Consider the following 14,943-nt stretch of genomic DNA (forward strand, 5'->3'; position numbering starts at 1 on the left):
GCGGCGCTATTGAACTGAATTATTGAGAAATCGTCACTATGGATAAATTTCGTGTGCAGGGGCCGACCCGGCTCTCTGGTGAAGTCACTATCTCCGGGGCTAAAAATGCGGCTTTGCCGATCCTGTTTGCCGCTCTGTTGGCTGAAGAACCGGTAGAAATACAGAATGTCCCGAAACTGCGGGATATCGACACCACGATGAAGCTGCTCGGACAACTCGGTGCTCGTGTGGAACGCAACGGTTCCGTCCATGTCGATGCCAGCGGCGTCAACGTTTTTTGCGCGCCTTACGAGCTGGTGAAAACCATGCGCGCCTCTATCTGGGCCTTGGGGCCGTTGGTGGCACGCTTCGGTCAGGGACAGGTTTCGCTGCCGGGCGGATGCGCTATCGGCGCGCGTCCGGTCGACCTGCATATCAACGGTCTGGAGCAACTGGGCGCGAAGATTTCCCTGGAGGAAGGTTACGTCAAGGCCCATGTTGACGGACGTTTGCAGGGTGCGCATATCGTCATGGACAAGGTCAGCGTGGGCGCCACGGTGACGATCATGAGCGCGGCTACGCTGGCGGAAGGTCAGACGATTATCGAAAATGCGGCCCGTGAGCCGGAAATTGTCGATACGGCCAACTTTTTGAATACGCTGGGCGCCAAAATCAGCGGCGCGGGCAGCGACCGTATTGTCATCGATGGGGTAGCGCGTCTGGGCGGCGGCGTTTATCGCGTGCTGCCTGACCGCATTGAAACCGGCACCTTCCTGATCGCCGGCGCGATCTCTCGCGGTAAAGTCGTCTGCCACAGCACGCGCCCGGATACGCTGGATGCGGTGCTGGCTAAGCTGCGCGAAGCCGGAGCGGATATCGAAATCGGCGAAGACTGGATTAGTCTGGACATGCATGGTCAGCGTCCTAAAGCCGTGACGATCCGCACCGCGCCGCACCCAGGGTTCCCAACCGATATGCAGGCGCAGTTTAGCCTGCTGAACCTGGTGGCGGAAGGCACCGGCGTGATCACGGAAACCATCTTCGAAAACCGCTTCATGCATATCCCTGAGCTGATCCGTATGGGCGCGCAGGCGGAGATTGAGAGCAACACCGTTATCTGCCACGGCGTAGAAAAACTCTCGGGCGCACAGGTGATGGCGACCGACCTACGGGCATCGGCGAGTCTGGTGCTGGCGGGTTGTATCGCGGAAGGCGCGACGCTGGTCGATCGCATCTATCACATCGATCGCGGTTATGAGCGCATTGAAGATAAGCTGCGTGGTCTTGGCGCGAACATCGAACGCATCGCGGGCGCGGAGTAAGTTTCTTCGGCCATAAAAAACGGGACGATAGTCGTGAGGCTGTCGTCCCGTTTCTCGTTCTGTGACCGGCAACGCGTGACGTTACGCGCTAGTTCGCCGGGAATTCCTGAATGGTCACGTCGAGCGTCATCTCTTTATTGTCGCGGAAAATCACGACCGGGATCACCGTGCCGGGGCGCAGCTCCGCCACCTGGTCCATGGTTTCAATCACGGACCGCGCCGGTTTGTTGTTCACCTTCAACAGCAGATCGTCTTGCTTGATGCCCGCTTTGTCCGCCGGACCGTCCGGTTCGACCTTGCTGACGATGATGCCCTGCAGGCGCTCCAGTCCGGCATTCTTGTTGCCCACTCGTTCAATCTGGGCGCCGTTGATACCGATGTAACCACGGATGACCCGACCGTCGCGAATGAGCTTACCCATCACTTTCGTCGCCAGCGCGACAGGGATCGCAAAGCCAATTCCTTCCGGCGTTCCGCCATCGTTGCTCTTATCGAAAGACAGGGTATTAATGCCGACCAACTCTCCCAGCGTATTGACCAGTGCGCCGCCGGAGTTGCCCCGGTTGATGGAAGCGTCGGTCTGAAGAAAGTTCTGGCGGCCTGATGAGCTGAGTCCGACTCGCCCGGTGGCGCTGATGATGCCCTGTGTGATGGTTTGCCCCAGATTGTAGGGGTTGCCAATGGCCATCACGACGTCGCCGACGTGTGCGGTGCGATGATCGTTGATAGAGATAGCGGGCAAGCTGGTCGCTTCGATTTTTAGTACCGCCAGATCGGTCAGCGTATCCGATCCGACCAGCAACGCCTCGTATAGGCGGCCGTCCTGCAACGTGACGACGATTTGTTCGGCGTCTGTGATGACGTGTTTGTTGGTAAGAATATAGCCTTTGTTGTTCATGATAACGCCCGAACCCAGCGTGCGAACGTTGAGTTCGTCTTTGCCGCCGGCCCGATTATAGACGTTGACGACCGCTGGCGCGGCGCGGCGCACCCCCTGGTAATAGCTGACGGGGGCCTCATCCAGCGTCGACGCCTCCTCTTTCAGCAGATTGCTGGAGCGCAGTGCGGGGAGGGCCAACAGCAAGATCGCGGCTACGACGATACCAATCAATGCTGAACGTATCAGTTTGGTTAACATGAGCGTTTGGGACTTGAAGAAGAATAAATCGCAGAATAACAAAGATGGTAGGACGCCGCACGGCGCGGCGTCCAGTTTTTAGTGGGATTAGCGTAACAGCAGATAAATCGATTCGTCTCCGCGGATGATATTTAGAGCCAGTACGGTCGGCTTGGCTTCCAGTATCTTGCGCAATTGAGCGATGTTTTCCACGCGTTCACGGTTGACGCCGATGATGACGTCCCCTTTCTGCAGCCCAATTTTACTGGCGGCGCTGTCTTTGGCGATGTTGTCGATGGCTACGCCTTTGCTGCCGTTCTTCAATTGACCGTCGGTTAGCGTGGCGCCCTGCAGGCCAGGAGACAGCGTTTCCGCGTTAGTGGACGCGTTGGCGCTATTGTCCAGAACAACGGACACTTCTTGCTGTTTGCCGTCGCGAATAAGTCCGATTTTCACGGTTTTACCTGGAGCCGTAGTACCTACTTTGGCTCGCAGCTCGGCGAAGCTGTTGATCGTCTTACCGTCCAGAGAGACCAGAACGTCGCCGGCTTTGATACCGGCTTTGGCCGCCGCGGATTTCGGCAATACCTCGCTGACAAATGCGCCGCGCTGCGCATCCACCTTGAAGGCCTTAGCCATTTCAGAGGTCATCTCGCTGCCTTTGATGCCAAGCAGGCCGCGTTTGACTTCCCCGAACTCCAGCAACTGCTGAGTCAGGTTCTGCGCCATGTTGCTGGGGATGGNGAAGCCGATGCCGATATTGCCGCCGCCGGGCGCCAGAATTGCAGTATTAATCCCAATCAGCTCGCCGTTCAGGTTGACCAGCGCGCCGCCGGAATTACCGCGGTTGATGGAGGCATCGGTCTGAATGAAGTTTTCTAGCCCTTCCAGATTCAGCCCGCTACGACCCAGTGCAGAGATGATGCCGGAGGTGGCGGTTTGACCCAAACCAAAGGGGTTGCCTACGGCGACGGCGAAGTCGCCGACGCGGAGCTGATCGGAATCCGCCATCTTCACGGCGGTCAGGTTTTTCGCGTCGCTTAGCTGCAGCAGGGCGATATCCGTTTGCGCGTCGCGGCCGATGAGCTTGGCGTCGTATTCACGGCCGTCATTCAGCTGTACGCGAATTTTGTCCGCATTGTTGATCACATGGTTATTGGTCAGTACGTAACCCTTGGCGGCATCAATGATAACGCCCGAGCCAAGCCCTTCAAACGGACGGCTCTGTTTTTCGGCCGGCGCGTTGGGACCAAAAAAGAACTTAAACTCTTCCGGGATGCGCTGATTCTGAACCTGAGTGCCTTCCACGTGGACGCTGACCACGGCGGGCAGGACTTTTTCCAGCATGGGGGCCAGGCTCGGCAGCGATTGACCGGCGACTACCGCGGGCAGAGCGGCTTGGGCTACAGGCAGCGAAGATAGGGACAGTCCGATACTAATGGCTAGTGCGCTGAATAACATCGATGTTTTTTTCATTGATTGTTAACTCTCTCTCGACCTGCGTAGAAATAAAATGATGATATATAAACTCAATCTTGTGGTGAAGAGTCAGACCGACTATTCACGTGTAAAGTTCATTGCGGTTTTATTCGCGAAATGTAAGGAGCGGCCTGTGATGCGGAAAATAAGCGCGGGGCAAGGAATACCCCGCGCGTAGGGAATAAGGGGAATTATTTACGTAACGGCGTTTCGCCGCGCAGCAGTCCAGAGGCGCTTTCCGAGTAATCACGCGGGGGCATTTTCACCGGCACCTGATCGTTGTCTGATTCGGCTTCCGTCAGACGATAATTGAACGGATTTTCGCGTGACTGCTCTTCAGGAAGCAGCTCATTCGAGCTTTTAGCCATGTGCTGATACAGCTTGCGATAGTCGTCCGCCATGTTGTCCAGCAGTTCGGCGCTACGGGCGAAATGACTCACTAGCTCCTGACGATATTGCTCCAGATCGGCTTTGCTCTTCTCCAGCTCGTGTTGCAGTACCTGCTGCTGGCGCAGTTTGCGATTGCCGAAGCGCATCGCTACCGCACCGATGATGACACCGATAACAAGTCCAATCAGCGCGTACTCCCAGGTCATAATGACTCCTATTTGACTTCGTTGTTCCGTCGTATTTTTCACTCAATAATAGTCACTATAACCGCTAAGCTTGCCAGAGNGGAGTCCTGAAACAGGATGTAATAAACCAGTGGGTGAACATGCGCCGCCGCAGAAGCGGCAACTGCTATGATTTAGACGCTAAACTGAGGTTCTTCAACGAGAAAAGACCGTTTATCTCCTCTTAATAGGGATCTGGCCGCAATGCAGAATATGACGCCGATAACGCTTTACCAGCAGGCTTTAGCAACGCAGGATTATCAGCCGGATGAGGTGCAGCGCCAAACGGTGCTGCGACTTGACGATATCCACCGTGCATTGACGGCGCGTCAGCAGGCATCTACGGCGAGCAAGCCGTTAAGCTGGATCCAGCGTCTCTGCAGGAAAAAACAGCCAGCGCAGGCGCTGGTTGAAGGGCTTTATCTGTGGGGCGGAGTGGGGCGGGGAAAAACCTGGCTGATGGACCTGTTTTTCCACAGTTTGCCCGGCGAACGCAAGTTGCGTCTGCATTTCCATCGCTTCATGCTGCGAGTTCACGAAGCGCTGAATCGGCTACAGGGACACGAAAACCCGCTGGAGCAGGTAGCGGATGAATTCAAAGCGCAGACCGATGTGCTGTGCTTCGACGAATTTTTCGTCTCCGACATTACCGACGCGATGCTGCTGGCCGAGCTGCTCGGCGCGTTGTTCGCGCGAGGAATCACGCTGGTCGCGACGTCTAATATTCCGCCGGACGAGCTTTATCGCAACGGCCTTCAGCGGTCGCGATTTTTACCGGCCATTGAGCTGATTAAGCAGCACTGCGCTGTAGTCAATGTCGATGCGGGCATTGATTACCGACAGCGAACGCTGCGGCAAGCTCACCTTTATTTTTATCCGCTTGATACGCATGCCGATGATGCGATGCGGAAAATGTTCACGGATCTCTCTGGGCATACGTCCGAGGGTGAAACGCTGGAGATAAACCATCGTGCGATGCCCGTGTTGGGCAGTCGTAACGGCGTGTTGGCGGTAAGCTTCGCCACGTTGTGCGCCGATGCGCGCAGCCAGAACGACTACATCGCGTTATCTCAGCGTTATCACTGCGTTCTGCTGCATCACGTCACAGTGATGGGAGAGGCGGAGGAGGACGTCGCGCGGCGTTTTCTGGCGTTGGTCGATGAATTTTATGAGCGCCGGGTGAAGCTGATAATGTCGGCGCAGGCGCCGATGGTTGAACTCTATCAGGGCGCTCGCCTGGTGTTCGAATATCGCCGCTGCCTGTCCCGATTGCAGGAGATGCAAAGCGAAGACTACCTGCAACTGCCCCATTTGTCGTAAAGGGGGCTGCTGCCTTTTCTATCAATGTGGTAGAAAAAAGGTCGATTTTTGATGTCGGCTTCTCTATAATCCTGCGACCCCACGTTACAACAAAGTTTTTTTCCCGAAACTTTAATCGCGCTGGCAATAGCTATTCGAAGGGGTAGGTTTGCTGGACTAGATAGCCGTGTGAACCTCAACACTATTTATTGAAGCGTTTGTGTGTTCACCAACGTGTAACTTAAATTGGGTAAGCTTTTAATGAAAACTTTTACAGCTAAACCAGAAACCGTAAAACGCGACTGGTACGTTGTTGATGCGAGCGGTAAGACTTTGGGCCGTCTCGCTACTGAACTGGCTCGTCGTCTGCGCGGCAAGCATAAAGCGGAATACACTCCGCACGTTGATACTGGTGATTACATCATCGTCCTGAACGCTGAAAAAGTTGCTGTTACCGGCAACAAACGTTCTGACAAAGTGTACTACCACCACACCGGCCACATCGGCGGTATCAAACAGGCGACCTTTGAAGAGATGATTGCCCGCCGTCCTGAGCGTGTGATTGAAATCGCGGTTAAAGGCATGCTGCCGAAGGGCCCGCTGGGTCGTGCTATGTACCGTAAACTGAAAGNTTACGCGGGTAACGAGCACAATCACGCGGCACAGCAACCGCAAGTTCTGGACATTTAATCGGGATTATAGGCAATGGCTGAAAATCAATACTACGGCACTGGTCGCCGCAAAAGCTCCGCCGCTCGCGTGTTCATCAAACCGGGCAGTGGCAACATCGTTATCAACCAGCGCAGCCTGGATCAGTACTTCGGTCGTGAAACTGCCCGTATGGTAGTTCGTCAGCCGCTGGAACTGGTCGACATGGTTGGCAAACTGGATCTGTACATCACCGTTAAAGGTGGTGGTATTTCCGGTCAGGCTGGTGCAATCCGTCACGGTATCACCCGTGCACTGATGGAATATGATGAGTCTCTGCGTTCTGAGCTGCGTAAAGCTNGCTTCGTTACGCGTGATGCTCGTCAGGTTGAACGTAAGAAAGTCGGTCTGCGTAAAGCACGTCGTCGTCCTCAGTTCTCCAAACGTTAATTTCCGGCTGCTTTGCAGCGAAATCAGCGTCAGAAACCCGGTGCTCGTCACCGGGTTTTTTTTGCCTGTTTCTCCGTGCGTCTAAAAAATTGTCTTTAATTCCTTACGGTTAACAATGAATTGGCGCTTATATCCCCCCAAAACGCACAAAATCTGATACACTAATCGCCGGTTTTGTACCTGTTTGCCAGCTAGTAAGTTTTGATAAAACGACAGCTGTCGTCAGCGGTTTCTTACCCCAGTAAGAAGTTCAAACGCGGCAAGGCCTGCAGGATAATATTCGATCGGTTCTATGCCGTATTTTCTCGATAAACTTGGAGGTTTTCATGGCTGTCGCTGCCAACAAACGTTCGGTAATGACGCTGTTTTCCGGCCCGTCCGATATTTTCAGCCATCAGGTACGTATAGTGCTGGCGGAAAAAGGAGTGAGTGTCGAGATCGAACAGGTAGATGCGGATAATCTGCCGCAGGATCTCATTGACCTCAATCCCTACGGTTCTGTCCCGACGTTGGTGGATCGTGAACTGACGCTGTATGAATCCCGCATCATCATGGAATATCTGGATGAGCGTTTCCCGCATCCGCCATTAATGCCGGTCTATCCAGTCGCACGCGGCAACAGCCGTCTGATGATGCATCGCATCGAGCAGGACTGGTATTCGCTGTTGAAAACCATCTCCACTGGTACGGCGGCGCAGGCCGACGCAGCACGTAAACAACTGCGTGAAGAGTTGCTGGCCATTGCGCCGGTATTCAATGAAACGCCTTATTTCATGAGCGAAGAGTTCAGCCTGGTGGATTGCTACCTGGCACCGCTGTTGTGGCGTTTGCCGTTGCTGGGCATCGAGCTGAGCGGAGCGGGTTCTAAGGAGCTGAAAGGTTACATGACGCGCGTCTTTGAACGCGACGCTTTCCTGGCTTCTCTGACCGAAGCCGAGCGTGAAATCCGGTTACAGACCCGAGGTTAAGATACATGGCTCTGTCTCAGCTATCACCGCGCCGACCGTACTTGTTACGCGCTTTCTATGACTGGTTACTTGATAACCAGCTTACGCCGCATCTGGTGGTGGATGTTTCTTTGCCCGGCGTGCAGGTGCCGATGGAGTTCGCCCGCGATGGACAGATAGTGCTCAACATTGCGCCGCTTGCCGTGGGCAATCTCGAATTGGCTGACGATCTTGTACGCTTTAACGCTCGTTTCGGTGGTGTGCCTCGCCAGGTGATGGTTCCGATGGCGGCGGTCATGGCGATCTACGCCCGTGAAAACGGCGCTGGCACCATGTTTGAGCCTGAACCCGCCTATGAAGCCGGTGAAATCCCCGATGACGCGCTGGAGCAGGATGATGAGCCGCACAAGCCGTCGTTACGCACGGTCGACGATGTTGCCACGCCCCCTTCCGGCAATGAAACGCCGGACGACGAACCCCCTTCGCCGCCTCGCGGCGGGCGTCCTGCGCTGCGGGTGGTGAAGTAACTCAGTACAAAAGGGCACGACTCTGGTGCCCTTTTTTATATCCACAAATCCTTTCGATATTGCTTTCCCGATTTCATCTCCACGTCCCCTCAGCATTGTCTATATAAAAATATAGAGACAAACTGATGTCCTGAAACCGATCTTTATAGGAGAAAGGAAATGGAAGGGCATTGTTTATGCGGTGCGGTCACGCTGTCTACTGAATGTGATACCCATGACGTTTCCGTTTGCCACTGCAGTATGTGCCAGACCTGGAGCGGTGGTCCGCTGATGTCAATCGACTGCAAAGATGATCTTGTTATCGACGGCAAAGACTTTGTTGCTTATTTCCGGTCTTCAGCGTGGGCGGAGCGCGCATTTTGCCGTCAGTGCGGCTCGCACTTGTTTTACAAGCAGCTGACGCCGGTGACCTATTTCGTGCCGGTAGGACTGTTCGGCAGCGATGAGAACACCCGCATGGTGTCGCAAATCTATATCGACAAAAAGCCGTGCTTTTATGCCTTTACCCAGCAAACGCCGGAAATGACGGAGCAAGATATTTTGGATTCGTACCAATCTCAGGGTTAGCCTGGCTGGCCAGTAAAAAGGGCGGCCCAATGGCCGCCCTTGCGCTATTAAAGATTGCTAATCACACGTCGAGATAGTTCAGGATCCCGTCTGCGGCCTTGCGGCCTTCAGCAATGGCGGTCACGACCAGGTCCGAGCCGCGAACCGCATCTCCGCCGGCGAAGATTTTCGGGTTGCTGGTCTGGAAAGCGCTGTCGTTCTCTTCCGGAGCGACAATACGTCCCTGATCATCCAAGGCTACATCGTGATCGGTCAGCCACGCCATTCTGTGCGGACGAAAACCGAATGCCGTGATGACCGCGTCGGCCTCCAAAATGTGCTCCGATCCCGCAACGATCTCCGGTCGGCGACGCCCGTTGACATCCGGCGCACCCAATTCGGTGCGCGCCATGCGCACGCCGCAGACCTTGCCCGCGTCGTTGATTTCGATGCTTATCGGCTGCAGATTGAACCGGAACTCAACGCCTTCTTCACGCGCATTCTTCACCTCACGGCGCGAACCCGGCATGTTCTCTTCGTCACGACGATAGGCGCACGTCACATGCGTCGCGCCCTGACGGATAGAAGTTCGCACACAGTCCATCGCCGTATCGCCCCCGCCTAGTACGATGACGCGTTTGCCCTCCATCGAGACATAGGCTTCCGGCGCGGCCGTTTCGAAACCCATCAGCTGTTTGGTGTTGGCGATCAGGAACGGTAGCGCGTCGTATACCCCCGGCGCATCCTCGTTCTCCAGCCCCCCGCGCATGGACTGATAGGTACCCACGCCGAGGAAAACGGCGTCGTGGTGGGCTAGCAGGTCGGTCAGCTGTATGTCTTTGCCCACTTCGGTATTCAAATGGAACTCAATGCCCATGCCGGAGAAAATTTCGCGGCGTTTGGTCATCACGCTTTTTTCCAACTTGAAGGCGGGAATACCAAATGTCAGCAGGCCGCCGATCTCCGGATGACGGTCGTAGACATGGGCTTTAACGCCGTTGCGGGCCAAGACGTCTGCACAGGCCAGACCGGCTGGACCCGCGCCGATAATCGCCACGTTCTTGCCGGTGCCCTGAACGCCGGACATATCCGGTTTCCAGCCCATCTCGATGGCTTTATCGTTGATGTAGCGCTCGATGTTGCCGATTGTGACCGCGCCGAACTCATCGTTCAGCGTGCAGGAACCTTCACACAGGCGATCCTGCGGACAAACGCGCCCGCAGACCTCAGGCAGGCTGTTGGTCCGGTGAGAAAGCTCGGCGGCTTCGATAATACGTCCCTCATTGGCAAGCTTAAGCCAGTTGGGAATGTAGTTATGCACCGGGCACTTCCATTCGCAGTAAGGGTTGCCGCAGGACAGACAACGGTCTGCCTGGGCTTTGGACTGACTTTCTGAAAATGGCTCGTAAATTTCAATAAACTCAATTTTCCGGACTTTCAGCGGTTTCTTCGGCGGATCTACGCGCTGTAAGTCGATAAATTGATAAACGTTTTGACTCATGATGACCTCTTACTGCGCCAGAACCCGCAGCTCGGCTGCGGAACGACTACGATGACCCAACAGCGCCTGCACATCACTGGACTTTGGTTTCACCAGTGCAAACTTCGCCGCCCATACCGGCCAGTTGGCGAGGATTTCTTCGCCGCGTGAGGAGCCGGTGTGCTGAACATGTTCGGTAATCATGCCGCGCAGATGTTCTTCGTGGATCGCCAGGCTATCGACATCCAGGACTTCGACCAGCTCCGGGTTGACGCGCTTACGGAACTCACCGTCTTCATCCAGCACGTAGGCGAAGCCGCCGGTCATCCCGGCGCCGAAATTCACGCCGGTGCGCCCCAGAATACAGACGATGCCGCCGGTCATATATTCACAGCCGTTGTCGCCAATGCCTTCCACCACCGTGATGGCGCCGGAGTTACGCACGGCGAAGCGTTCCCCTGCGCGCCCGGCGGCAAACAGCTTGCCTCCGGTGGCGCCGTAGAGGCAGGTATTGCCGATGATGCTGGCGTCGTGGCTACGGAAGGCGGAGCCGACGGGCGGGCGTATGGCAATCATGCCTCCCGCCATGCCTTTACCGACATAGTCGTTGGCGTCGCCGGTCAGCGTCAGCTCTACACCACCGGCGTTCCAGACGCCAAAGCTCTGACCTGCGGTGCCGGTGAAATAGGCTTTGATCGGATCGCTTGCCAGTCCCTGATCGCCGTATTTTTCAGCGATAGCGCCGGAGAGTGTCGCGCCGACGGCACGGTCGGTGNTGCGAATGTCGAAGTAAAGCGTCTTGCTCTGTTTGGCTTCGATGTAGGGCTGGGCCTGTTCGTGCAGGGCTTTATTCAACACCCCTTTGTCGAACGGCGGGTTGGTCTCGGTGCAGTACAGCGCCTTGCCGGGATGCGGTGTTGCTGTCTCTAACAGCGGCGCCAGATCCAGTTTATTCTGCTTGGCGGTAAACCCGTCCAGCTCCGTCAGCAGGTCGGTGCGGCCAATCAGGTCCACCAACTGGCTGATGCCCAGCTCGGCCATCAGCTCACGAGTTTCCCGCGCGATGAAATGGAAATAGTTGATCACGCGTTCCGGCAGACCGTGATAGTGATCGCGGCGGAGCTTGTCGTCCTGAGTGGCCACGCCGGTGGCGCAGTTGTTCAGGTGGCAGATACGCAGATATTTACAGCCGAGCGCCACCATCGGTCCGGTGCCAAAGCCAAAGCTTTCCGCCCCCAGAATGGCGGCCTTGATGATATCCAGCCCGGTTTTGAGTCCGCCATCCACCTGCAGGCGGATTTTGTGACGCAAACCGTTTGCGACCAGCGCCTGCTGCGTTTCGACCAGACCCAGTTCCCACGGACAGCCCGCATATTTTACTGAGGTCAGCGGGCTGGCGCCGGTGCCGCCGTCATAGCCGGCGATGGTGATCAGGTCGGCATAGGCTTTCGCGACGCCGGTGGCGATGGTGCCCACGCCGGGTTCGGAAACCAGCTTCACCGAAATCATCGCTGTCGGATTGATTTGCTTCAGGTCGAAAATCAACTGCGCCAGATCTTCGATGGAGTAGATGTCATGATGCGGCGGCGGCGAAATCAGCGTCACGCCGGGGACGGAATAACGCAATCTGGCGATGTACGGCGTCACCTTGTCGCCCGGCAACTGGCCGCCTTCGCCCGGTTTTGCGCCCTGAGCCACCTTAATCTGAATCACGTCGGCGTTGACCAGATAGGCCGGAGTAACGCCGAAGCGGCCCGAGGCCACCTGTTTGATGCGCGAAACCTTGTTGGTGCGATAACGCGCCGGATCTTCGCCGCCTTCGCCGGAGTTGGAGTAGCCGCCCAGCGTATTCATGGCCTCTGCCAGCGACTCGNGCGCTTCCGGACTGAGCGCGCCGATGGACATGGCGGCGGTGTCGAAGCGTTTGAACAGCTCCGACGCAGGTTCTACCTGATCGAGAGCGATAGCCGTACTTTTCTCCTGCGGCTTCAGCGCCAGCAGGTCGCGCAGCGTCGCCGCCGGGCGTTCGTTGACCAGTTTGGCGTAGCGCTGATAGTCGTCGTATTCGCCGCTCTGGACTGCCGTTTGCAGCGTTTTCACGACGTCCGGGTTATAGGCGTGGTATTCGCCGTTATAGACGAATTTCAGCAGGCCGCCATGTTCGAGCGGTTGCCGTTTCAGCCAGGCGCGTTTAGCCAGATTTCGCAGATCTTGCTCGAAGTCGCTGAAGTTGGCGCCGCCGATGCGGCTCACCACGCCGGGGAAGCAGCTGCGAGTGATGTCCTCATGCAGGCCGACCGCTTCGAACAGCCGTGAGCAACGGTAGGAAGCCACGCTGGAGATGCCCATTTTGGACATGATCTTGTACAGGCCTTTGTTGATGCCGTTGCGGTAGTTCAGCATGACGGCGCGGTGCGCTTTATCGATAGTGCGGTTGTCCACCATGCGCGATAGCGTTTCGTAAGCCAGATAGGGATAAATCGCGGTCGCGCCGAAACCGAGTAACACGGCGAAATGGTGCGGGTCGCGGGCGCTCGCGGTTTCAACAATGATGTTGGCGTCACAGCGCAGGCTCTGTTCGACCAGACGGCTATGAATGGCTCCCACCGCCATAGGAGCGGGCACCGGCAGGCGATCTTTGGCGATCGCGCGGTCGGTCAGCACCAGTAGCACCGTGCCGTCGCGGACTTTGCTTTCCGCTTCGTCGCACAGTTTCCCTATCGTTTCCTGCAGCGTCTGCCGCTGAGGATCGAACGTGAGATCAATCTGGTCGGCGCGGTAGTGCTCCTGATCCTGATGGATCAGCTGATTAAAATCGGAGTAGAGCAGAATCGGCGATTTGAAGGTAAGACGATAGGCCTGTCCTTCCGCTTCGCTGAAGACGTTCATTTCACGTCCAATGCAGGTGGCGAGCGACATCACGTGCGCTTCCCGCAGCGGGTCGATCGGCGGGTTGGTGACCTGCGCGAACTGCTGTCGGAAATAGTCATAGACGATACGTGGACGACTGGAGAGCACCGCAAACGGCGTATCGTCGCCCATCGAGCCGGTGGCTTCCTGGCCGTTCTCGCCGAGCACGCGCAGGATTTGGTCCAGCTCTTCGTTGCTGTAGCCAAACTGCTTCTGATAGGCCTCAAGCTGCACGTCGTCCAGATCGCGTTGTCCGACCTGATCGTCCGGCATCTCTTCGAACGGCACCAGACGTTTGACGTTCCTCTCCATCCACTCTTTGTAGGGATGGCGGCTTTTCAGGTCGTTGTCGGTTTCGCCAGAGTGAAGGATGCGTCCTTCCTGCGTGTCGATAACCATGAGTTCGCCGGGACCGACGCGGCCTTTTTCCNCCACTTCATCCGGCTGGTAGTCCCAGATCCCGACCTCGGAAGCACAGGTAATCAGCTTGTCGGTGGTGATGACGTAACGCGCTGGGCGTAGCCCGTTGCGATCAAGGTTACAGGCGGCGTAGCGGCCGTCAGACAATACGACGCCAGCCGGACCGTCCCACGGTTCCATATGCATGGAGTTGAAGTCGAAGAACGCGCGCAGCTCAGGGTCCATGTCTGGGTTATTCTGCCAGGCGGGNGGCACCAGCAGGCGCATGGCGCGCACGATGTCCATACCGCCGGCGAGGAACAACTCCAGCATATTGTCGAGCGAGCTTGAGTCCGAGCCGGTTTCATTGACGAACGGCGCCGCATCGCGCAGATCCGGGATCAGCGGCGTTTTGAATTTGTAAGCACGTGCGCGAGCCCACTGGCGGTTGCCGGCGATCGTGTTGATTTCGCCGTTGTGGGCCAGATAACGGAATGGCTGCGCCAGCGGCCAGCGCGGCACGGTATTGGTCGAAAAACGCTGATGGAACAGGCAAATAGCCGATTCCAGACGAAGGTCGGCGAGGTCCAGATAGAAGCGCGGCAGATCCGCCGGCATGCACAGACCTTTATAGATCGTCACCAGATTGGAGAAGCTGCACACGTAGAAATCTTTATCCTGCACGCGTTTTTCAATGCGGCGGCGAGCCATGAACAGGCGTCGCTCCATATCGCGCTGGCGCCAGCCGGCAGGGGCGTTAACAAAAATCTGTTCGATACGCGGCAGGGAGGAGAGGGCGATTTCGCCCAGAACATCCGGATTGGTCGGCACTTCGCGCCAGCCCAGAACGGACAGCGTCTCGTTCTGCAGCTCTTCTTCCACAATTCGGCGGGTCGCTTTGGCGACAGCTTCGTCCTGGCTGAGGAACATCATGCCGACGGAGTAATTTTTCGCCAGCCGCCAGCCGCGCTCTTCCGCGACCAGGCGGAAGAAACGATCGGGCTTCTGAAGTAATAAGCCGCAGCCGTCGCCTGTCTTGCCGTCGGCGAGGATCGCGCCACGGTGTTGCATACGGGCCAGTGCGTGAATGGCGGTACGCACGACCTTGTGGCTTGGCTCGCCTTCTATATGGGCGATGAGTCCGAAGCCACAGTTGTCTTTTTCTTGGGATGCATCGTACAACATATGAATGAACCTCCCCAGGCTCTGTATGACTGCCTCATCGC

At 56.6% G+C, this 14,943-nt stretch carries 12 protein-coding genes; 7 read left to right on the top strand and 5 right to left on the bottom strand.

From position 1 onward, the window contains the following. Positions 1-38 precede the first annotated feature (38 nt). On the top strand, positions 39-1,301 hold the full coding sequence (gene murA, locus RZ35_RS14790; RefSeq protein ID WP_026744020.1) for a UDP-N-acetylglucosamine 1-carboxyvinyltransferase: 1,263 nt from the start codon (positions 39-41) through the stop codon (positions 1,299-1,301). Between the two features lie 88 nt (positions 1,302-1,389). On the opposite strand, the gene degS is transcribed toward murA, so the two are convergent. From degS to zapG, 3 genes are all read right to left on the bottom strand, one after another. Next, on the bottom strand, positions 1,390-2,439 hold the full coding sequence (gene degS, locus RZ35_RS14795) for an outer membrane-stress sensor serine endopeptidase DegS (protein ID WP_026744021.1): 1,050 nt from the start codon (positions 2,437-2,439) through the stop codon (positions 1,390-1,392). Positions 2,440-2,526: 87 nt separating this feature from the next. Beyond that, entirely contained in the window at positions 2,527-3,894 is a 1,368-nt protein-coding gene (gene degQ / locus RZ35_RS14800) for a serine endoprotease DegQ (protein WP_026744022.1), read from the bottom strand. Positions 3,895-4,088: 194 nt separating this feature from the next. Further along, positions 4,089-4,493, bottom strand: coding sequence for a Z-ring associated protein ZapG (gene zapG / locus RZ35_RS14805; RefSeq protein WP_026744023.1), 405 nt, complete (start codon positions 4,491-4,493; stop codon positions 4,089-4,091). A gap of 222 nt (positions 4,494-4,715) precedes the next feature. Here zapG and zapE point away from each other — a divergent pair, with 222 nt between their 5' ends. The 6 genes from zapE to RZ35_RS14835 all read left to right on the top strand — a co-directional run bounded on the left by zapE (position 4,716) and on the right by RZ35_RS14835 (position 8,949). Further along, complete coding sequence (gene zapE, locus RZ35_RS14810) at positions 4,716-5,831, top strand: cell division protein ZapE (RefSeq protein WP_026744024.1); 1,116 nt, start codon at positions 4,716-4,718, stop codon at positions 5,829-5,831. A 240-nt stretch (positions 5,832-6,071) separates the two neighbouring features. Then, a complete protein-coding gene (gene rplM, locus RZ35_RS14815; protein ID WP_026744025.1) occupies positions 6,072-6,500 on the top strand; it encodes a 50S ribosomal protein L13 in 429 nt (142 codons plus the stop codon). A gap of 15 nt (positions 6,501-6,515) precedes the next feature. Further along, entirely contained in the window at positions 6,516-6,908 is a 393-nt protein-coding gene (rpsI, locus tag RZ35_RS14820) for a 30S ribosomal protein S9 (protein WP_026744026.1), read from the top strand. A gap of 326 nt (positions 6,909-7,234) precedes the next feature. Then, on the top strand, positions 7,235-7,876 hold the full coding sequence (sspA, locus tag RZ35_RS14825; protein ID WP_026744027.1) for a stringent starvation protein SspA: 642 nt from the start codon (positions 7,235-7,237) through the stop codon (positions 7,874-7,876). A gap of 5 nt (positions 7,877-7,881) precedes the next feature. Further along, positions 7,882-8,382 carry a ClpXP protease specificity-enhancing factor gene (gene sspB, locus RZ35_RS14830; protein ID WP_026744028.1) on the top strand — a complete coding sequence of 167 codons (501 nt, stop codon included), beginning with the start codon at positions 7,882-7,884 and terminating at the stop codon, positions 8,380-8,382. A 159-nt stretch (positions 8,383-8,541) separates the two neighbouring features. Then, entirely contained in the window at positions 8,542-8,949 is a 408-nt protein-coding gene (locus tag RZ35_RS14835) for a GFA family protein (RefSeq protein WP_026744029.1), read from the top strand. Between the two features lie 61 nt (positions 8,950-9,010). On the opposite strand, the gene RZ35_RS14840 is transcribed toward RZ35_RS14835, so the two are convergent. Together RZ35_RS14840 and gltB are read right to left on the bottom strand one after the other, a co-directional pair. Beyond that, positions 9,011-10,429, bottom strand: coding sequence for a glutamate synthase small subunit (locus tag RZ35_RS14840; RefSeq protein ID WP_026744030.1), 1,419 nt, complete (start codon positions 10,427-10,429; stop codon positions 9,011-9,013). Between the two features lie 9 nt (positions 10,430-10,438). Beyond that, a complete protein-coding gene (gene gltB / locus RZ35_RS14845; RefSeq protein WP_026744031.1) occupies positions 10,439-14,902 on the bottom strand; it encodes a glutamate synthase large subunit in 4,464 nt (1,487 codons plus the stop codon). Positions 14,903-14,943: the final 41 nt, after the last annotated feature.

This window comes from Lonsdalea quercina subsp. quercina (genome assembly GCF_000688655.1).
Lineage (GTDB): Bacteria > Pseudomonadota > Gammaproteobacteria > Enterobacterales > Enterobacteriaceae > Lonsdalea > Lonsdalea quercina.

Coding starts and splice junctions, on each gene's coding strand:
- murA (WP_026744020.1), top strand. CDS start 39: ATGGATAAATTTCGTGTGCAGGGGCCGACCCGGCTCTCTGGTGAAGTC.
- degS (WP_026744021.1), bottom strand. CDS start 2,439: ATGTTAACCAAACTGATACGTTCAGCATTGATTGGTATCGTCGTAGCC.
- zapG (WP_026744023.1), bottom strand. CDS start 4,493: ATGACCTGGGAGTACGCGCTGATTGGACTTGTTATCGGTGTCATCATC.
- zapE (WP_026744024.1), top strand. CDS start 4,716: ATGCAGAATATGACGCCGATAACGCTTTACCAGCAGGCTTTAGCAACG.
- sspA (WP_026744027.1), top strand. CDS start 7,235: ATGGCTGTCGCTGCCAACAAACGTTCGGTAATGACGCTGTTTTCCGGC.
- sspB (WP_026744028.1), top strand. CDS start 7,882: ATGGCTCTGTCTCAGCTATCACCGCGCCGACCGTACTTGTTACGCGCT.
- RZ35_RS14835 (WP_026744029.1), top strand. CDS start 8,542: ATGGAAGGGCATTGTTTATGCGGTGCGGTCACGCTGTCTACTGAATGT.
- RZ35_RS14840 (WP_026744030.1), bottom strand. CDS start 10,429: ATGAGTCAAAACGTTTATCAATTTATCGACTTACAGCGCGTAGATCCG.